This window comes from Acinetobacter bouvetii (assembly GCF_902753875.1).
GTDB lineage: Bacteria > Pseudomonadota > Gammaproteobacteria > Pseudomonadales > Moraxellaceae > Acinetobacter > Acinetobacter bouvetii_A.
On the sequence record NZ_CADDTS010000015.1, the window covers coordinates 34,240 to 52,984 of the forward strand.

Annotated in this window: 21 protein-coding genes; 5 read left to right on the top strand and 16 right to left on the bottom strand. The window is 42.3% G+C overall.

Annotated features, from left to right (window positions below):
• Positions 1-157 precede the first annotated feature (157 nt).
• Positions 158-1,171 carry a lipoyl synthase gene (gene lipA, locus FB6_RS04305; protein ID WP_217427323.1) on the top strand — a complete coding sequence of 338 codons (1,014 nt, stop codon included), beginning with the start codon at positions 158-160 and terminating at the stop codon, positions 1,169-1,171.
• Positions 1,172-1,317: 146 nt separating this feature from the next.
• Here the strand turns inward: lipA and FB6_RS04310 are convergent, their stop codons facing one another.
• From FB6_RS04310 to FB6_RS04360, 11 genes are all read right to left on the bottom strand, one after another.
• On the bottom strand, positions 1,318-1,971 hold the full coding sequence (locus FB6_RS04310; RefSeq protein WP_174558815.1) for a tRNA-(ms[2]io[6]A)-hydroxylase: 654 nt from the start codon (positions 1,969-1,971) through the stop codon (positions 1,318-1,320).
• A gap of 11 nt (positions 1,972-1,982) precedes the next feature.
• A complete protein-coding gene (gene pdxJ / locus FB6_RS04315; RefSeq protein WP_174558816.1) occupies positions 1,983-2,708 on the bottom strand; it encodes a pyridoxine 5'-phosphate synthase in 726 nt (241 codons plus the stop codon).
• Positions 2,709-2,733: 25 nt separating this feature from the next.
• Entirely contained in the window at positions 2,734-3,438 is a 705-nt protein-coding gene (recO, locus tag FB6_RS04320; protein WP_174558817.1) for a DNA repair protein RecO, read from the bottom strand.
• 12 nt (positions 3,439-3,450) lie between these two features.
• Entirely contained in the window at positions 3,451-3,642 is a 192-nt protein-coding gene (locus FB6_RS04325) for an NF038104 family lipoprotein (RefSeq protein ID WP_174558818.1), read from the bottom strand.
• 24 nt (positions 3,643-3,666) lie between these two features.
• Positions 3,667-4,695, bottom strand: a complete 1,029-nt coding sequence (gene era / locus FB6_RS04330; RefSeq protein WP_174558819.1) for a GTPase Era — start codon at positions 4,693-4,695, stop codon at positions 3,667-3,669.
• Complete coding sequence (gene rnc, locus FB6_RS04335; RefSeq protein ID WP_174558820.1) at positions 4,695-5,393, bottom strand: ribonuclease III; 699 nt, start codon at positions 5,391-5,393, stop codon at positions 4,695-4,697. The genes era and rnc overlap by 1 nt, the downstream gene beginning before the upstream one ends.
• On the bottom strand, positions 5,365-5,739 hold the full coding sequence (locus FB6_RS04340) for a DUF4845 domain-containing protein (protein ID WP_174558821.1): 375 nt from the start codon (positions 5,737-5,739) through the stop codon (positions 5,365-5,367). The genes rnc and FB6_RS04340 overlap by 29 nt, the downstream gene beginning before the upstream one ends.
• A gap of 22 nt (positions 5,740-5,761) precedes the next feature.
• On the bottom strand, positions 5,762-6,589 hold the full coding sequence (gene lepB, locus FB6_RS04345; RefSeq protein WP_174558822.1) for a signal peptidase I: 828 nt from the start codon (positions 6,587-6,589) through the stop codon (positions 5,762-5,764).
• A 20-nt stretch (positions 6,590-6,609) separates the two neighbouring features.
• Positions 6,610-8,427: a translation elongation factor 4 gene (gene lepA / locus FB6_RS04350; protein WP_174558823.1), complete on the bottom strand. Its 1,818-nt coding sequence runs from the start codon at positions 8,425-8,427 to the stop codon at positions 6,610-6,612.
• Between the two features lie 173 nt (positions 8,428-8,600).
• A complete protein-coding gene (locus FB6_RS04355) occupies positions 8,601-9,062 on the bottom strand; it encodes an acyl-CoA thioesterase (RefSeq protein ID WP_174558824.1) in 462 nt (153 codons plus the stop codon).
• Between the two features lie 139 nt (positions 9,063-9,201).
• On the bottom strand, positions 9,202-10,584 hold the full coding sequence (locus FB6_RS04360) for a Do family serine endopeptidase (protein WP_174558825.1): 1,383 nt from the start codon (positions 10,582-10,584) through the stop codon (positions 9,202-9,204).
• A 227-nt stretch (positions 10,585-10,811) separates the two neighbouring features.
• Here FB6_RS04360 and nadB point away from each other — a divergent pair, with 227 nt between their 5' ends.
• Positions 10,812-12,449 carry an L-aspartate oxidase gene (gene nadB, locus FB6_RS04365; protein ID WP_174558826.1) on the top strand — a complete coding sequence of 546 codons (1,638 nt, stop codon included), beginning with the start codon at positions 10,812-10,814 and terminating at the stop codon, positions 12,447-12,449.
• A 73-nt stretch (positions 12,450-12,522) separates the two neighbouring features.
• Here the strand turns inward: nadB and FB6_RS04370 are convergent, their stop codons facing one another.
• The 5 genes from FB6_RS04370 to pabC all read right to left on the bottom strand — a co-directional run bounded on the left by FB6_RS04370 (position 12,523) and on the right by pabC (position 15,701).
• A complete protein-coding gene (locus FB6_RS04370; RefSeq protein WP_174558827.1) occupies positions 12,523-12,711 on the bottom strand; it encodes a hypothetical protein in 189 nt (62 codons plus the stop codon).
• A 26-nt stretch (positions 12,712-12,737) separates the two neighbouring features.
• Entirely contained in the window at positions 12,738-13,154 is a 417-nt protein-coding gene (locus tag FB6_RS04375; RefSeq protein WP_174558828.1) for a PaaI family thioesterase, read from the bottom strand.
• A gap of 74 nt (positions 13,155-13,228) precedes the next feature.
• Complete coding sequence (gene tmk / locus FB6_RS04380; protein WP_174558829.1) at positions 13,229-13,834, bottom strand: dTMP kinase; 606 nt, start codon at positions 13,832-13,834, stop codon at positions 13,229-13,231.
• 3 nt (positions 13,835-13,837) lie between these two features.
• Positions 13,838-14,887 carry an endolytic transglycosylase MltG gene (gene mltG / locus FB6_RS04385; protein ID WP_174558830.1) on the bottom strand — a complete coding sequence of 350 codons (1,050 nt, stop codon included), beginning with the start codon at positions 14,885-14,887 and terminating at the stop codon, positions 13,838-13,840.
• A 1-nt stretch (position 14,888) separates the two neighbouring features.
• Positions 14,889-15,701 carry an aminodeoxychorismate lyase gene (pabC, locus tag FB6_RS04390; protein ID WP_174558831.1) on the bottom strand — a complete coding sequence of 271 codons (813 nt, stop codon included), beginning with the start codon at positions 15,699-15,701 and terminating at the stop codon, positions 14,889-14,891.
• A gap of 167 nt (positions 15,702-15,868) precedes the next feature.
• Here pabC and FB6_RS04395 point away from each other — a divergent pair, with 167 nt between their 5' ends.
• The 3 genes from FB6_RS04395 (at position 15,869) to FB6_RS04405 (ending at position 18,692) form a co-directional block, all read left to right on the top strand.
• Positions 15,869-16,873, top strand: coding sequence for a sulfate ABC transporter substrate-binding protein (locus FB6_RS04395; RefSeq protein ID WP_174558832.1), 1,005 nt, complete (start codon positions 15,869-15,871; stop codon positions 16,871-16,873).
• Positions 16,874-17,047: 174 nt separating this feature from the next.
• Positions 17,048-18,052, top strand: coding sequence for a sulfate ABC transporter substrate-binding protein (locus tag FB6_RS04400; RefSeq protein ID WP_174558833.1), 1,005 nt, complete (start codon positions 17,048-17,050; stop codon positions 18,050-18,052).
• Positions 18,053-18,086: 34 nt separating this feature from the next.
• Positions 18,087-18,692 (top strand): RBBP9/YdeN family alpha/beta hydrolase, encoded by a 606-nt coding sequence (locus tag FB6_RS04405; protein ID WP_174558834.1) that lies wholly within the window; start codon positions 18,087-18,089, stop codon positions 18,690-18,692.
• The last annotated feature ends 53 nt before the right edge of the window (positions 18,693-18,745 follow it).

An 18,745-nucleotide genomic window follows, 5' to 3' on the forward strand; every position in this document is an offset into this window, starting at 1 on the left:
TACTCTCTTTTTTCTGTATTTACCTCACATATATTAAGTGATGACTACATTTATTAAATGAATATCCTTTTTACCCCATTTAGATTCAAGTCCGTTATAATAAAAGCACTATCAAGTCTAGTATCTCCCCCGTCAAAAAACAGTGGAAAAGTTGAATATGTCTGAAAACCGTAAACCTGAACAGGGTGTCAAACTTCGTGGCGCAGAGAAAGTCGCTCGTATTCCTGTAAAAGTTGTACCTACGGTTGAAACGCCACGTAAACCGGATTGGATTCGGGTGAAAATGGCGGCACCAGATGAAGTTCAACGTATTAAAACAACGTTACGTGCACAAAAACTGCATACGGTCTGTGAAGAAGCCGCATGCCCAAACCTGCCTGAATGCTTTGGTGGCGGTACTGCAACCTTTATGATCATGGGTGACATCTGTACCCGTCGCTGCCCGTTCTGTGATGTAGCCCATGGCCGTCCAAATGCGCTGGATCCGGATGAACCGCGTCACATGGCAGAAACCATTGCCAATCTGGGTTTGAAATATGCGGTGATCACTTCCGTTGACCGTGATGACCTTCGAGATGGTGGTGCACAACATTTTGTCGATTGTATTAAAGAAGCACGTGATTTAAGTCCAAAAACACTGCTTGAAATTTTGGTTCCGGATTTCCGTGGTCGTATGGATGTGGCGCTGCGCATCATGACCGAATGCCCACCTGACGTATTTAACCACAACATTGAAACTGTGCCGCGTTTGTATAAAGCCATGCGTCCAGGTTCTGACTATCAGCACTCTTTAGATTTATTGAAAATGTTTAAAGAATACTGCCCAGACGTTCCAACCAAATGTGGTTTGATGGTCGGTATTGGTGAAACTGAAGAAGAAGTCATTGCGCTATTAGATGACTTAAAAGCACACGATGTCGATTACGTCACCATTGGTCAGTATCTACAACCTTCAAAAGAACATGCACCGATTGACCGTTTCGTAACACCAGAAGAATTTGAACGCTATACTGCACATGGTCAAAAGCTTGGATTCAAGAATATCTGGGCCGCGCCGATGGTTCGTTCAAGCTACTTTGCAGACCGTCAGTATTATGGTGAACCAGTTCCTGCGGTACGTCGCAAAACCGATCCTGCCAAAAAAATCGCTGTTCAGACCATTGAAGCTTAATTAAAACCAAGCTTCAAACCCGTCTGATGAATGCCAATCTAAGACCCTTAGATTGGCATTTTTATTTCCAGTTTAAAAATGATCGACCATAAAAAATCCCCTATTGAGCTAGAGGATTTTCTAAATCAAACAACTACTTCAAAAACTTAAGCCGTTTGATGTGGCACACCGCTATGGAAACGGAACGTGCTATCTTCAGACAGGATAAGATTCTTTTCCACTTCACGAATATGCTCAATACGTCCCTGAATATCTTCTTCCGGGTCTTTCATCTTAGAGGTTTTGGCCACATCCAAAGCCAGTGCCAGATAGTCTTCATAATGGCGCGATTCAGACTTCAGCAGGTAACGGTAATAACGCCCCAGTTCATCATCAACGAGTGGTGCAAGCGCATAAAAACGTTCGCAGGAACGCGCTTCCACAAAAGCACCGATAATCAGCACATCAATCAGTGCTTCAGGTTCATAAGTGCGGATTTCCTTACGCAGAATGCCTGCATAACGCCCTGCGCTCACCGCTTTCCATTCTTGTCCACGTTTCGACATGAATTCCAGCACCTGCTCATAATGCAGCATTTCTTCGCGTACCAGCTGTGCCAACTTGACCTGCAAATCGGTAAAAAAGCTGTAGCGAAACATCAGGTTCATGGCCGTTCCGGCGGCTTTTTTCTCACAATTGGCATGATCCTGCATGAGCAGCTCAAGATTATTTAATGCTTCATCTAGCCATGCTTTGGGTGTTTCACATCCCAAGAAGCCAATGACTGGCTTCATGAGATCATCATAATTTGTTAATGACATAATCTAAAAACTTATCTCGCTGCTTTGATGGCAGCTTTCATCTGTTGAACGGCTTGAGCCAAACCGACAAATACTGCATCAGCAATAATCGAATGACCAATATTGAGTTCATGGATTTGTGGAATTTGTGCAATTGCAGTGACATTTTCCAGATTCAAACCGTGACCTGCATTTACAATCAGACCTTTAGCCGCTGCATATTCAGCACCTTTGACAATACGCTCCAGCTCATGTTGCTGTGCTTCTGCAGTTTCAGCATCGGCATAGGCACCGGTATGTAACTCAATAGTTGGTGCACCGCAAGCCACCGCGGCATCAATCTGTTCAATGTCCGCATCAATAAATAAAGACACATCACAACCAATGGCAGACAAGGCTTGAGTGGCCGCTTTGACATCTTCAAAATGACCCACCACATCCAGGCCACCTTCAGTGGTTACTTCCTGACGCTTTTCTGGCACAAAGCATACGTGATGCGGCTTGATTTCTTTGGCAAATTCCACCATTTCAGGAGTCACCGCCATTTCCAGGTTCATATGAGTTTTTAAAACCGGACGCATACGACGCACATCGTCGTCCTGAATATGACGACGGTCTTCACGCAAATGTAAGGTAATCCCTTCTGCACCCGCCTGTTCGCAAATTAAAGCAGCATTCACCGGATCTGGATAACTAGTTCCGCGTGCCTGTCGCAATGTCGCCACATGGTCAATATTTACACCCAGCAATGCAGCCATAATAATGTCCTAACGATGTTTAAAATTAAGATTGTGTATTCTGAATCCACAATTGACGGCTTTTCAGCGGTCGCTCTCCCAACAGAGAGGTAATGATCTGCCGATACAGTTTAGCCAACAATTGTAACTGCTCACGATTGAAATCCCTACCCTTTTCATAATCACGCATCGACAGAATCTGCTGTCCCAATAAAGTCGAACGTGACTGTTGCACGGTGGGGATAAAACCGTCATTGAGCTGAAACAGATAAGATTGTGATTCCTGAATCTCGTGTTGCTGAGCATCTACCGTAAAATCAAGCGCATAACCCAGCTCTTCTAAAAGTGCATGTTCGAACTGACGTAGAATCTGTCTTAAGAAAAGATCTGGATGCTCCTGCTGTGCCAATTGTTGCAATTGCTGCAAAGTCTGATGATATTGCACAAAAGTTTGCGGCATTTCCACTTCAACTGGACACAAACGCAGAATAATTTCATTCAGATAAAAACCGGAAAAGAAAGCATCGCCAAAAAAGAAAATTGGCTGATTGACAATTTCCAGTTTGGTCAAATTTTTAAGTTCAGATTTGCCGGAAGCTTGTACGCAAATGGGCTGGTATTGCGGCGGTGGCGTTTGTCTTAAAATTCCATCCACGCGGCCATGCTCCTGCGTAAACAGATGCACAATATGACTGCGTTCACGGTATTTTCGATGATGGATTAAATAACCATGCAAGAGTTCATTTCGCATGAATAACTCTATCTAATCCTTTTTCTTTTCCGAATCAGCATCTTGATCATCCCCATCCGGAATGACAGCACCTACGACTGCAGCCGTACCTTTGACCACACCTTTCGTAGTTTTATAAGCCACTTTTACCGGAACTGTAACAACCTTATAAATACATCCTTGAAGGAACATTACACATGCAACCACAGTCAGTACTTTAATCATTACAGTTCCTTTCAAAATGAAAACCTAGATATCGCTATAACCCAAGCTTTTTAATGCACGCTCATCATCAGACCAGCCACCTTTGACTTTCACCCAAAGGGTCAGCATGATTTTTTGTTCGAACATTTTTTCCATATCGGTACGGGCATCCATACCGATTTTTTTCAGCTTGGAACCTTTTTCACCAATCACGATGGCTTTTTGACCAGGGCGATCGACAAAAATAGTCGCATCAATATAAGTACAAGCCGCTTTAGGACGACCTGTTTTCGGATTAATAGTCGCTTCTTCAGTTTTGAAAGATTCAATTTGCACAGTCAAATCATAAGGCAATTCTTCACCCAATTGACGCATGATTTTTTCACGAATCACTTCTGACGCCAAGAAACGTTCAGAACGATCAGTCAGCTGCTCTAAAGAATATAAAGGCGGCTGGAAAGGCAAATAATTTTCAATGGTGTTGCGCAGGTGATCCAAGTTCGCACCGCGAAGTGCAGAAACAGGGACAATCTCAGCAAAATTCATTAATTTTGCACGTTCTTGAATTAACGGCAAAGCGTGGTTTTTATTTTCTAGCGTATCAATTTTATTGATGACAAGAATTACGGGCATGTCAGCGTTTTTCAGCTTCTCAAGCACAAGCTCATCATTTTGTGTCCATTTGTCCGCATCAAGCACAAACAACACAAGATTGACATCACGTAAAGCAGAATGCGCTGCACGGTTCATCATTTTATTAATGGCACGCACTTCTTTCTTATGCATACCTGGAGTATCAACAAATACCGCTTGAGATTTCTCACGCGAATCAATACCAACAATTTTATGACGAGTCGTTTGAGGCTTACGTGAAGTAATCGAAAGTTTTTGACCCAAAATATGGTTCATCAACGTTGATTTACCTACATTGGGGCGGCCAACAATGGCCACAAATCCACTGCGGTAATCAGAAGGAATTTCAGTTCCTTGAGAACTGAAAAATTGACTAATTAAGTCATTACTGTCGCTTTGCGACTCGTGATCAGCATCGTTGTGATCGGAATGAGTAGTCATTAAGACTTTTGCTCCAATTGTTTTAAGATATCTGCCGCTACTGCCTGTTCAGCAAAGCGACGACTTGAACCTTCACCATACAAGACAGGCAAGCCCTCGATAATGCATTCCACCTTGAAATGCTGATTCGGAGCATCACCTTGAATATCGACTACATCATAAACAGGGAGAGGTTTTTTACGTGCCTGTAAATATTCCTGTAAGCGTGATTTGGGATCTTTGAGTTGGTCTGTAGGTTCGATATGGTCTAAATATGGCACGTACCATTTCAGCACGATATCTTGCAAGATTTTTAAATCGTTGCAATCAACATAAATAGCACCAATAATCGCTTCCACAGTATCAGCAAGAATAGACTCTCGATGATGTCCACCCGATTTCAACTCGCCGGTACTTAAAATCAGACACGGACCAAGTTTCAAATCGTTTGCAATTTTGCCTAATGCTTCTTGACGCACCAGGGTGGCACGCATACGCGTTAAACGCCCTTCATTTTCATGCGGGTAGGCTTGATACAAATAATGGGCAATGATCATCCCTAACAATGAATCACCCAGAAATTCCAGACGCTCATAGTTAGTTTTGTGACTAACCGATCGGTGGGTCAGTGCCAGCTGTAATAATTCAGGCTGTTTGAACTGATAACCGATACGGTTGACTAAGCGCATATCACTTAGTTTTGGTTGACCTTTGATCAAAACTTTTCTCGAACTTTAACACTAAATCTATATTGAGTAAGAAAGGCTTTCTTATCTCATACTCTTTTTTCACTTCCAGACCGTCGACATTCACTACTTTCGCGATTTCATTAAATTTAAGATCGCGTACATTGTTCATGTCCAGACGTTGGGCCATCTGATCTGAAAACTTTGAAGGAGCTGTATTGGCCGGGCTACTCTGCAGTAGCTCCTCAATTTGGCTATCTATTACTCGATCATCCCAATACGGTCCCCAAACCGCAATTGCAACTTTTGCCAAAAAAGCAAAACCAATAATTGCAATTAAAATTGCAATATATGATGTCCCCTGTTGATTTTTACGCATTTTTTATTTTTTCCAATCATGCTTAATCAATTATACCATTGCGATTAAACGACGGTAATTTAAATCCAGGTTCCTTATGCATCCATACATAAAATGCACGACCTGTCAGATTCTGTTCTGGTACAAAGCCCCAAAAACGACTGTCAGCACTTTGATCACGATTATCCCCCATCGCGAAGTAATGACCCGCTGGAACTTTGACTTCCCAATATAAACCATTTTCACTTGAATATTTACCATTTTCAACATAGTTGATAAATGGTGCCTGACGCGCCACATTCACGCCTTCCAGCTCACGCATTTTAAATGTATGTTTACCCAGTGTTTCCTGATGATAAATTGAAGTAGGCGTATCAAGAATATCTTTTTCACGACTAAATTCTACCGGCACTTTAGCCACTTTTTGCCCGTTAATAATGAGTTGCCCATGATCATAAACTATATGATCTCCCGGCAAACCCACTACACGCTTGATATAACTGATGGTCGGCTGTGGAGGATAACGGAAGACGATCACATCACCACGTTCCGGTTCCCCTACATTAATTACTTTGGTATTTACAATAGGTAAACGCACGCCATAGTTAAACTTGTTGACCAAAATAAAATCACCGGTTTCCAGAGTCGGCACCATCGAATCCGAGGGAATATTAAACGGCTCATAAAAAAATGAACGCAGTACCAGCACTACGGCAAGCACTGGCCAGAAATCGTAAGCCCATGTGATAATGAAATTTTCATTTCCCTTGCCCAGCGTTTGTCTTTGCTTGAAAACAAACTTGTCCAGCAGCCACACCAAGAAAAAAATTAGTGTAACGGGAACGAGAATCAAATTAAAATCAAAATCCATGAGCTATACAACCTCTATTATTATCTTTCTACTTTCAACACAGCAAGGAACGCTTCTTGCGGGATTTCAACACTACCCACCTGTTTCATACGTTTCTTACCTTCTTTTTGTTTAGCAAGAAGTTTCTTCTTACGTGAAACGTCACCACCATAACATTTCGCCAATACGTTTTTACGCATTGCTTTTACAGTAGAACGGGCAATAATTTGCGCACCAATTGCGGCCTGAATGGCAACATCAAACATCTGACGCGGAATCAAGTCTTTCATTTTTTCCACCAGTGCAATACCACGATGACGCGCGTCCTGACGGTGACAAATCATCGCCAAGGCATCAACCTTTTCCCCATTAATTAACACATCAACCTTAACCAGAGATGAACTCTCAAAACGGACAAAGTTATAGTCTAAAGATGCAAAGCCGCGTGAACATGATTTCAATTTATCAAAGAAATCCATCACTACTTCGGCCATTGGAATTTCAAAGGTAATGGAAACCTGATTCGCCATAAACTTCATGTCTTTTTGCACACCACGGCGCTCGACACATAAAGTCATCACATTGCCCAAATACTCTTGTGGTACAAGGATATGACACTCAGCAATTGGTTCACGCAAGTCTTCAACCGTTGAACCATCGGGCATTTTTGACGGACTGTCGATATAAATCGTTTCGCCATTCTTCATGACAGCTTCGTAAATTACGGTTGGCGCAGAAGAAATCAGGTCAAGATCATACTCACGTTCTAAACGCTCCTGTACGATTTCCATGTGCAGCATGCCGAGGAAACCACAGCGGAAACCAAAACCTAAAGCATCTGAGCTTTCCGGTTCAAAGAACAAAGCGGAATCATTAATTTGCAATTTATGCAAAGCTTCACGGAACGGTTCAAAATCGCTTGAATCAATCGGGAATAGACCGGCATACACCTGTGGTTTGACCTTTTTGAAACCCGGTAAAGTAGCCACTTCTGGTGTCGTTGCAAGTGTAATGGTATCACCCACTGGCGCACCAAAAATGTCTTTAATCCCGGCAATGATAAAACCGACTTCACCGGCTTCTAAAATGCCTGTTTCAGTATGTTTAGGATTGAAAATACCGACTGAAGTAATGATATGCGTTTGGCCGGTTGATTTAATCAACATCTTGTCGCCTTTACGCACACGCCCATGTTTGATACGCACCAAAGACACCACGCCCAGATAGTTATCAAACCATGAGTCAATAATCAGAGCTTGTAGCGGTGCATCACGGTCACCTGTAGGCGCAGGAATAACATTAACCAGAGTTTCAAGCACCCCTTCAATGCCTAGGCCGGTTTTCGCTGAACAAGTTGGTGCTTCTGTTGCTTCAATGCCGATAATGTCTTCAATTTCCTGAATCACACGCTCAGGTTCAGCTTGCGGCAAGTCAATCTTGTTAAGTACAGGTAAAACTTCAAGACCTTGTTCAATTGCGGTATAGCAGTTGGCAACAGACTGTGCTTCTACACCTTGAGCTGCATCAACAACCAATAATGCACCTTCACATGCCGCAAGCGAACGTGATACCTCATAAGAAAAGTCCACGTGTCCTGGGGTGTCAATAAAGTTTAATTGATATTCTTGACCATTCGGATGAGTATAGTACAACGTCACCGATGCCGCTTTAATGGTAATACCACGCTCACGCTCAAGTTCCATAGAATCAAGAACCTGAGCCTGCATTTCACGATCTTGCAAACCACCGCAGGTTTGAATGAAGCGATCCGCCAGAGTCGATTTACCATGATCGATATGCGCAATAATCGAAAAGTTACGAATGTTTTTAATATCAACAGATTTTTTAGCTTGCGCCATGGGCTACCTTGAGAAAAAACACGCTATGCAAGCAATATTTAATGCATAGCAAAAGCTGAATTGAAATTGCGTAGGATTATAGCAGATGGATTTTTCAAAGTATTCTAAATAATGAAGCCTTTTCCGCTTTGTTCCGACATTTTCAAAATCAAAACCTAATTCATGCAATTAAGCTACTTTGTAGCCTGTAAATCATATTGGCTAAAATCCAAAGGGTTTAATTGTTCCGAGATCGGCTGATAAGCCTGACTAAAAGTCGGCGACATGCGTTTTGGTCGACCTGTGGCAATTTCCACACAAGCCCATTTGGTATTACCCATAAACAAAACACTTTGATCCTGTGGACGATAAAATACGTATTGACGGAACGAATAAAGCGCATTGATATCATCCAGCCAGGTGCGCAAGATAATTTTTTCACCTTCAAATGCGGCTTTACGGTATTGCACATGGTGTTCCACTGCCACCATGGCATGTTTTAGTTCCAGATATTGTTCCAGTCCCAACCCCAAGGCTTCAATATGGGCAGTCGCAACATCCTGCATCCAGTGCATGTACACTACATTGTTGACATGCCCCAAACTATCAATGTCTTTTGCTTGAACGGTGATTTCCAAATCAAAAACTGTACTCATCTCTTTTATTCGTCCTTTGTGTTTTCAAAAATTGCGTTCAAGGACAAACAGTCTACGTAATTTTAACTGGCAGTAACATTGCAAAATATAAAAAACCACTCATTTGCAGAGTGGTTTTTTTGATAACTGGTATGGAATATTATTCAATCCGCATACCTAAAATAGCACGTTGATCCTGACGAATAATGGAAACACGTGCAATAGATCCTTGCTTTAACTCAGAGACCGATTTAATAAAATCATTACTATTCAAAATGGTTTTATTATTGATTTGAGTGATGATATCTCCTACCGCCATACGTGATTGCGCAGCAATACCCCCTCGTTTCACTTCCTGAATTAAAATTCCACCTTTAATACCCAGTTGCGACTGCTCATTCGCAGTTAAATTGCGAATCGTAACCCCTAAAACCGGGCCTTTTTGCTGCGCTGTTTGTTCTACTTTAGCCGGAGTGTCATCTGGTGCAGTCGTTAATGTTGCTGAAATATTACGAGTTTTATCATCCCGTAAAACTTGCAACTGAATATTTTGATTTGGTGAAGTACGGTTTAAATAATTAAGCAGATCTGAAGTTCGTGAAATAGCCGAGCCATTATATTTTAAGATCACATCACCAGCCTTGAATCCGGCTTTGTCTGCAGGAGAATGCGGAGCCACCTGTGTCACCAGCGAACCTTCCGGTTTGGACAGATTATAAGATTCTGCCAGATTACGGTCGATGTCTTGTAGCATTACACCTAAATAAGAACGGGTTACTTTACCATTCTTTTTCAGCTGGTCGGCCACATCCATGGCCACATCAATCGGAATGGAAAATGACAGCCCCATATAGCCACCAGTACCACTAAAAATTCGCGAGTTCACCCCGACCACTTCACCATTCTGGTTAAATAGCGGGCCACCAGAGTTTCCCGGATTTAGAGCCACATCAGTCTGGATAAAAGGTACTGATGTCTCACCCATCATGTTACGCATTTTTGCACTGACAATACCTGCAGAGGCCGAATAGTCGAAGCCAAATGGAGAACCAATGGCAAGTACTGGCTCACCTACTCTGAGGCGGTCAACATTTCCAGTTTTTAATTCAGGGAAGTTTGAACCATTGACTTTAAGCAGTGCCACATCAGTACGCGCATCACTACCCACCACTGTTGCATCAATTTCACGGCGGTCATTCAGCATAATAGTGACTTTGGATGCATCCTCCACCACGTGATGATTGGTCAGCAGATAACCATCCTTGCTGATAAAAAATGCACTACCATAAGCGGTTTTATCTTGTTGAGCCTGTTGCTGTGGAACAATAACCTGATTGCCAAAAAATCGTTTTAAAATTTCCGGGATCTGTTGCTGAATTAACTCTTCCTGATTCATTTTCTTGACAACATTTACACTCACAACTGCCGGACTGACCTGTTCCACCAAATTAGAAAAATCTACTGAAGACGCTGCTTGTGTTTGTACTGCCGCCATTGTAAATACAGCAGCATAGATTCCTTTTTGTACATGGCGATTTTTCATATAAAGCCTACACTCCATCTCGTTATTTATATGCGTAGATAGTATTTAACATAAACCTTGTCTATCTTACGTAATAATATGTTTGATTATATTTGTATAAACAACAGCTTAAAGATTTCTTAAAAGTTTGTTGGTTTATTACTTTTTCTCATCATACATTAGCATATTAGCTCTTGTTTTTTGATCAAAAAAACGGTGTCATTACCGGACTTTTTTCAAATTAGCTGATGGACATGTCTAATTTAAGCACAACGCATCATTTTGACGTCATCATTGTGGGAAGTGGTGGTGCGGGTCTAAGTCTGGCTTTATCGTTACCAGATCATTTCAATATTGCAGTTCTAGCAAAATCTACGCTAACCGATGCCAGTACCTTTTACGCGCAAGGCGGTGTGGCTGCAGTGCTGGATGAAACGGATTCCATTGAACAGCATATTGATGACACTATGATTGCAGGCGCGCATTTATGTGAGCTGGATGCCGTAAAACAAACAGTGGAAGGTGGAAAACCTTCCGTAGATTTCCTGCTCAAGCATGGTGTGCAGTTTACTTTAGATGAACAGGAACAGTTGCATTTAACCCGTGAAGGGGGGCATTCACAGCGTCGTATTATTCATGCTGCAGATGCAACTGGCCGTGCCATCTCGACCACCTTGGTTGAACGTGCCAAAGAAAAACATAACATCACGATTTTTGAAAATTATATTGCGATTGATTTAATTACTTCGCAAAAATTAGGGCTGAAAGACCAAAGCAATCGCGCCCTCGGTTTATATGCGCTGGATGAAAAAACCGAACAGGTACATACCTTTTTAGCGCCTTCTACCGCATTGGCCTGTGGTGGCGCCATGAAAGCCTATCTGTATACCTCCAATCCGGATATTGCCACGGGTGATGGTATTGCCATGGCCTATCGTGCCGGCTGCCGCGTGGCCAATATGGAATTTAACCAGTTCCATCCGACCTGTCTGTATCATCCTCAAGCCCGTTCCTTTTTAATTACCGAAGCCATGCGTGGTGAAGGGGCTTATTTACGCTTACCGGATGGTGAACGTTTCATGCTACGTTTTGACGAACGCGCTGAACTGGCACCGCGGGATATTGTGGCACGTGCCATTGATTATGAAATCAAGCGTTTGGGGATTCGTCATGTCTGGCTGGACATCACCCATAAACCGGCTGAATTTGTCAAAGAACACTTCCCGACCCTGTATGCACGTTTACTGGAACTCGGCATCGATATTACTCAGGAAATGATTCCCGTCGTTCCTGCAGCTCACTATACCTGTGGCGGTGTGGTGGTGGATGAACATAGCCAGACCGATATTGAAGGGCTATATGCGATTGGTGAAACCTCATATACCGGTTTACATGGCGCGAACCGAATGGCCAGTAACTCACTTTTAGAATGTTTCGTGTATGGCATGAGTGCCGCCAAACATATCGAAAGTCAGTTTAATGGTGATTACACTTCCCCTGATGTACCCGCTTGGGATGATTCACAGGTGATGAATCCAGATGAAGATGTGGTGATTCTACAAAACTGGGATGAACTGCGTCAGACCATGTGGAACTATGTCGGTATTGTACGCACCACCAAACGTCTGGAACGCGCCTTGCACCGGATTGAAATGCTGAAACGGGAAATTACCGAGTATTATCAAGATTATCAGGTCAGTAAAAACCTGATTGAACTGCGTAATCTGGTTCTCGTCTCTGAAATGATTGTGCGCTGTGCAATGGAACGCAAGGAATCACGCGGTTTGCATTACACGCTGGATTATCCGGAACTTGGGCCTGAACTGCGTAAAACGGTACTGACTCCACCAAACTTTCAGGTGGAGACCCCGTTGGTGAATGCTTAAACCTGCTTTTGGAGATATTATTTTCGAATGATATCTCCTTTTCATTTTTAGATTTTTAAGTCGTGATTTTAATTTATATCTGACATTGTTTTTTCTGCTCATCCCAGCCACGGCCACTGTCCAGACAGGCATCCATGGTTGCTGCATGATCAAAGAAAATATCAATCAAGATTTCAGCAAGCCATAAAAATACTATAAAACCCAGCAATCCAATGAAAAACCACATTAAAATTTTGAGTAACTTCATTACTATTAACTTCATCTACGGTTTTTCCAGTATGGATTATTTTATTTTTGCAACGGAATTGAGTAAGTCCCTACCGCATGTGCAATGGGTTCATCCAGATCAATAGAATATAGCCAGACATCACCTACAATCAGTGTCTTGCCCACTTTCATTAATTGGCAAACTGCACGAATATCCTGTGCTGCTGTCGGTTTTCTTAAAAAATTGATGGATAAATTGGTGGTGACTGCCAACGCGACAATGCCGATCTCACCGAGTATCGCAATATAAAGCGCATAATCGGCAGCGGTCATCATGGTCGGTCCAGATACCGTTCCGCCCGGTCTTAAATCCGCTGTTCCCACATGATAAATAATCGATGCGCCTTTTTCAGTGACTGTTTCTATTTCGCATTTTTCCAGGCTTTGCGGAAATTCACGTTGCAAAAACTCAATAATTTCGGCTTTATTACTTTTCATTGTTTATAAAAAAATCTTCCATAATGTTAGCCACTATAGAAGATTTTTCATTTAAACCCAATCGCTGAGAATGACTACACCGATTGCAAACACGCAAGTGCCTGGCTAAACACCTGTTCTGGTGTTTGGGTGGCATCCAGACGTTTAATCCGCTCACCCTGCCGCTCCCAAAGCTCCTGATAGCCTGCACGTACTTTCTCAAAGAAAGCAGCTTTCTCCTGCTCAAAGCGATCCAATGCGCCACGTTCACGTGCACGTGACATGCCCAGTTCTGTTGGTGCATCCAGCCAGAAGGTGATATTCGGCATATGCGAGACAAAATTGGCATTCAATAACTGTAATTTTTCTTTACTTAAGCCACGTCCCGCACACTGATAGGCAAAACTGGCATCGGTAAAACGGTCACACAGCACCGTTTTACCTGCGGTCAAGGCCGGTACAATCACCTGCTGTAAATGCTGTGCACGTGCCGCGTACATCAAAAGCAATTCAGTATCGTTCGACATGCTTTCTTCATGATTAACTGACAACAGCAGCGAACGGATCTGTTCTGCCATTGGTGTACCCCCCGGCTCACGCGTCAGTACCACTTCATGACCTTGCTGCATTAAATAGTCATACATTTTACGAATGAGTGTGGTTTTCCCGACACCTTCAGTGCCTTCAAAACTAATAAACATCCATCACTCCTTCTTCGATTTCAATACAGACAGGTAATCCTGTACCGCACGATTATGCTCGTTTAAACTTGCAGTAAATTTATGTCCACCATTGCCGGTTGCCACAAAATAAATATTGTTTGAAGCATCCGGATGCATGGCCGCTTCAATGGCTTTTTGGCTTGGCAATGCAATAGGTGTTGGCGGTAAGCCATTGTTGGTATAGGTATTATAAGCAGTCGGTGTACGCAAATCGGTCCGGGTGATATTGCCTGTATAACGATCACCCATGCCATAAATCACGGTTGGGTCAGTTTGCAGACGCATACCCATTTTTAAACGACGCACAAATACCCCAGACACCTGTTCAAGTTCGCTGTCCAGACTGGTTTCTTTTTCAATGATCGAAGCCATGATCAGCGCTTCATATTTATCCTTATAGGGTAAATCTGTGGCGCGATTGGCCCAGGCAGTATCCAAAGATTTCATTTGACGGTTATACAAATCCGTCAGAATCTTCTTATCGCTTTCCCCTTTGGCAAAGAAATAGGTATCTGGTGCAAACAAACCTTCAGGATGATTAAACGGAATATTTAAGGCTTTGAGCATTTGATCTTGCGGCAGATTGACGACTTTTTTAGTGACCAAATCGTCCTTTTTCAACTGCTGAATCAGCTGTTTAAAGGTGGTGCCTTCAATCACCAGAATGCGATTCATCTGGGCATTTTCAGAATTTGAAACCAGTTCCATCACTTCACGTACCGACATGCCTTGATGAATTTCATACACACCGGCTTTCATGCTGTCATGAATCATGATTTTCTGATACAGCTTCAAGATCACAGGAAAACTGATTTTATTTTGTTTGGCCAAACGATCAATAAAGCTTGAATAGCTGTCTCCAGCGCCAATCGCCAGCATCTGCTTTTCGCCTTCTACTGGATAAGCCTTAAATAGACTTGACCACAGCATCACTACAGCCATGAGCAGCAAACCGGCACATAGAATAAAGACACCTTTCAAGGGAAAGACTTTGGTTGCTTTCTTTTTTGATTTTTTCTTTGCGCTGGACATATTAATGAATCTGATCTAATTGAAGGGTATTGAACAGCTCAATACAGGGTTGAACATTCAAAGCTTGCTGGTTAAGTTCCGTCACAAGTTTCATTGGACTTAAGGCATTACAGAAAAACAGACTTTCAAATTTTGAAATGTCATCCAGATTGATAAAACGCTGTTCACACTGAATCCCTTGCTGCTGCATGCGAGATAAAATTTCTGCCCGCATCACACCATGCACACCATTATAACGAAGTTCAGGCGTAATCCATGTATTGTTTAAACGAATGAAACAATTACTGCTTACTCCTTCAACAACAGTACCTTGCACATCGGTGACCAAGGCTTCAGGCCATCCGCGCTGATCGGCTTCATTTTTCAATAACACCTGTTCCAGACGGTTGAGACTTTTTAAGCCTACCAGCCCCGGCATGCTCAGTCCCAGCACCTGTTGCAGTACGCCGGATTTAATTTTTTCAATCTGAAAATCATCCACGGCTTTGGGATAGAAAAATACCCAGACATCGGCCGAATGCTCAGGCAAACTGTAGCCACGCTGCCCTTCACCGCGACTGATGATGATTTTCAGCGTGCCATTCACTTCCAGAAATTGCTGCTGCAATACATGCAAAGTTTGATCAATCCAGCTCAAATCCGCATGAAGTAATAACCGTTCGCAACTTAATTGCAAACGTGCCATATGCAAGCTTTCAAGTTCAATCCTGCCATGCCGAATGCGAGCTGTAGTAAAGCAGCCATCGCCATAATGAAATGCACGATCCGATAATGAAATTCCGCTGACTTCCCGTGCATTTTTAAAACATGGCATATGCAAGCATCCTGTAAATGATGACTTAGTTTAAGAATAGCTGCGCCGGATTGATAGCATTTTTATTCATATAAAATTCGTTTCTTATTATTTTTTACATATAAAACTTAAGGTTATTCTTCGCCTTGTTACAAAACATGAATAATTCAAATTTAAAGGATACCAAAATGCGCTCATTAAAAATTGGGGTTTTAGCCGCTCTTATTTCAGCAACATCATTCAGTGCGATTGCAAAAGACTTTCTAAATGTTTCTTATGACCCAACTCGTGAATTATACGAAAATTATAATAAAGAGTTTGGTGCGTATTGGAAAAAAACTACCGGTCAGGACATTACCTTCAAACAATCACACGGTGGTTCAGGTAAACAGGCACGTTCTGTCATTGATGGTCTGGATGCAGATGTCGTCACTTTGGCTTTGGCTGCCGATATTGATGCGATTGCAGAAAACACCAATCTTCTACCTAAAAACTGGCAAAAGAAGTTTCCAAACAACTCGACCCCATATACCTCAACCATCGTATTTTTAGTGCGTAAAGGTAACCCTAAAGGTATTAAAGACTGGGGCGATTTAATTAAAAATGATGTAGGCATTATTACCCCAAACCCTAAAACCTCAGGCGGCGCACGCTGGAACTATTTGGCCGCTTGGGCTTGGGCAAAACATCAGGCAGGCGGTAACGATGCCAAAGCACAAGAATTTGTCCGTCAAATCTATAAAAACACAAAAGTGCTAGACTCAGGTGCACGCGGTGCAACCACCACATTTGCTGAACGCGGTATTGGTGATGTCTTGCTGGCTTGGGAAAATGAAGCACATTTAGCCATTCGTGAACAACCGGGCAAGTTTGAAATCATCACCCCATCATTATCTATTTTGGCTGAGCCACCTGTTGCCATTGTAGAAAAGAATGCTCAGAAAGATGGCAATCTGAATGTCGCGAAAGCCTATCTGAACTACCTGTATTCACCTGCGGGCCAAACCATTGCTGCCAATAATTTCTATCGTCCACGTAACGCAGCCGTAGCAGCAAAATACAAATCAGTATTCAAACCTTTAAAACTGATCACCATTGATAAAGAGTTTGGCGGTTGGACCAAAGTGCAAAAACAGCACTTCGAAAATGGCGGTGTGTTTGACCAGATTGTGAAAGCCAATAGCGGAAAATAAGCACAATTATCCATTAAGGCAGTCACTTTACTCATAAAGTGCTGTCTTAACTTCTAAAAAACCAATCAATATCTTTTTTATTCATATAAAATTCGTTTTTTATTATTTTTTATGCATAAAGAATGGCGCTATTCTAGCCTCAAGTTATAAACATCAAGAAATTTAGAGGTCACCATGCGTTCATTAAAAATCGGGGTCTTAGCAGCACTTATTTCAGCAACTTCTTTTAGTGCGCTGGCAAAAGACTTTTTAAACGTTTCTTACGATCCTACTCGTGAATTGTATGAAGATGTGAACAAAGCGTTTGGTCAATATTGGAAAAGCCGTACTGGCCAAGATATTAACTTTAAGCAATCACATGGTGGCTCTGGCAAACAGGCTCGTGCAGTCATTGATGGTTTGGATGCAGATGTCGTGACTTTGGCTTTGGCTGCTGATATTGATGTGATTGCAGAAAAAACCAAATTGCTTCCAAGTGACTGGCAGAAAAAGCTACCGCAAAACTCTACCCCTTACACTTCAACCATTGTGTTTCTGGTTCGCAAAGGCAACCCAAAGCACATTAAAGACTGGGGTGATCTGGTTAAACCGGGTGTCGGTATTATTACCCCAAACCCTAAAACCTCTGGCGGCGCACGCTGGAACTATTTAGCAGCTTGGGCTTGGGCAAAACATCAGGCAGGCGGTAACGATGCCAAAGCCCAAGAATTTGTGCGTAAGATTTATAAGAATACTAAAGTACTTGATTCAGGTGCACGCGGTGCAACCACCACCTTTGCTGAACGCGGTATTGGTGATGTCTTGCTGGCTTGGGAAAATGAAGCACACTTAGCCATTCGTGAACAACCAGGAAAATTTGAAATCGTGACTCCATCACTTTCAATTCTTGCAGAACCACCAGTTGCGATTGTTGAAAAAAATGCTGAGAAAAAAGGAAATAAGTACTTGGCTCAAGGCTACTTAAACTTCCTTTACTCACCACGCGGTCAGCAAATTGCAGCACAAAATTTCTACCGTCCACGCAACGAAAAAACATTGGCGCAATACAGTCAAGTATTTAAGCCACTTAAATTAGTGACCATCGACAAAGAGTTTGGTGGTTGGGACAAGGTTCAAAAAGCCCACTTTGAAAATGGTGGTGTATTTGACCAGATCGTGAAAGCTAACAGCGCGAAATAATCTTCACGCTCTATTTTAATCAGGGAGTATCGTCATGATTCATACTGTAATTGTTCCGGGTGTAGGTGGCAGTGAAGCTGCTCACTGGCAATCTTGGTTACAACGACAACTCATGTCATGCTCTCGTGTACAGCAAAAAGACTGGAATCATCCGGTATTACAAAACTGGATTGCCGAATTTGTAAATACGATTGCTCCCATTCAAGGTCACATCCAGATTGTTGCCCATAGCTTTGGTTGTTTAACCGCTGTTGCAGCACTAGCCCAGCATCCTGAATTAAATCAAAAAATTAAAAATTTGATTCTGGTTGCACCGGCTAATCCTGCCCGCTTTGGTGAAGCTGGCTTCGCTCGTGACAGCCAGCAAGATTATCAGCGTTATTTCCATCAGCTTAAAATTGCAGTACCTACCACCTTGTTGATTAGTGAAAATGATCCCTGGTTAAATTTTGAAGATGCTCAGCAACTGGCAAAAGCATGGAAATTAAACCCGATTAATCTGGGGCCGGTTGGCCATATTAATGTGGCTTCCGGATTTGGTCCCTTTCCTGAAATTTATGATTATTTAATTTCAGAAAATGTACTAGAACATATCAACTTTACTGATGATAGCAAGTACTTTTTTAAATTTGCAATTTAACTTCTGCAAATTATGCTTGTGCCGAATTAAACTTTTATTTTTCGCTGACTTAA

Coding starts and splice junctions, on each gene's coding strand:
- lipA (WP_217427323.1), top strand. CDS start 158: ATGTCTGAAAACCGTAAACCTGAACAGGGTGTCAAACTTCGTGGCGCA.
- FB6_RS04310 (WP_174558815.1), bottom strand. CDS start 1,971: ATGTCATTAACAAATTATGATGATCTCATGAAGCCAGTCATTGGCTTC.
- pdxJ (WP_174558816.1), bottom strand. CDS start 2,708: ATGGCTGCATTGCTGGGTGTAAATATTGACCATGTGGCGACATTGCGA.
- recO (WP_174558817.1), bottom strand. CDS start 3,438: ATGCGAAATGAACTCTTGCATGGTTATTTAATCCATCATCGAAAATAC.
- FB6_RS04325 (WP_174558818.1), bottom strand. CDS start 3,642: ATGATTAAAGTACTGACTGTGGTTGCATGTGTAATGTTCCTTCAAGGA.
- era (WP_174558819.1), bottom strand. CDS start 4,695: ATGACTACTCATTCCGATCACAACGATGCTGATCACGAGTCGCAAAGC.
- FB6_RS04340 (WP_174558821.1), bottom strand. CDS start 5,739: ATGCGTAAAAATCAACAGGGGACATCATATATTGCAATTTTAATTGCA.
- lepB (WP_174558822.1), bottom strand. CDS start 6,589: ATGGATTTTGATTTTAATTTGATTCTCGTTCCCGTTACACTAATTTTT.
- lepA (WP_174558823.1), bottom strand. CDS start 8,427: ATGGCGCAAGCTAAAAAATCTGTTGATATTAAAAACATTCGTAACTTT.
- FB6_RS04355 (WP_174558824.1), bottom strand. CDS start 9,062: ATGAGTACAGTTTTTGATTTGGAAATCACCGTTCAAGCAAAAGACATT.
- FB6_RS04360 (WP_174558825.1), bottom strand. CDS start 10,584: ATGAAAAATCGCCATGTACAAAAAGGAATCTATGCTGCTGTATTTACA.
- nadB (WP_174558826.1), top strand. CDS start 10,812: ATGGACATGTCTAATTTAAGCACAACGCATCATTTTGACGTCATCATT.
- FB6_RS04370 (WP_174558827.1), bottom strand. CDS start 12,711: ATGAAGTTAATAGTAATGAAGTTACTCAAAATTTTAATGTGGTTTTTC.
- FB6_RS04375 (WP_174558828.1), bottom strand. CDS start 13,154: ATGAAAAGTAATAAAGCCGAAATTATTGAGTTTTTGCAACGTGAATTT.
- tmk (WP_174558829.1), bottom strand. CDS start 13,834: ATGTTTATTAGTTTTGAAGGCACTGAAGGTGTCGGGAAAACCACACTC.
- mltG (WP_174558830.1), bottom strand. CDS start 14,887: ATGTCCAGCGCAAAGAAAAAATCAAAAAAGAAAGCAACCAAAGTCTTT.
- pabC (WP_174558831.1), bottom strand. CDS start 15,701: ATGCCATGTTTTAAAAATGCACGGGAAGTCAGCGGAATTTCATTATCG.
- FB6_RS04395 (WP_174558832.1), top strand. CDS start 15,869: ATGCGCTCATTAAAAATTGGGGTTTTAGCCGCTCTTATTTCAGCAACA.
- FB6_RS04400 (WP_174558833.1), top strand. CDS start 17,048: ATGCGTTCATTAAAAATCGGGGTCTTAGCAGCACTTATTTCAGCAACT.
- FB6_RS04405 (WP_174558834.1), top strand. CDS start 18,087: ATGATTCATACTGTAATTGTTCCGGGTGTAGGTGGCAGTGAAGCTGCT.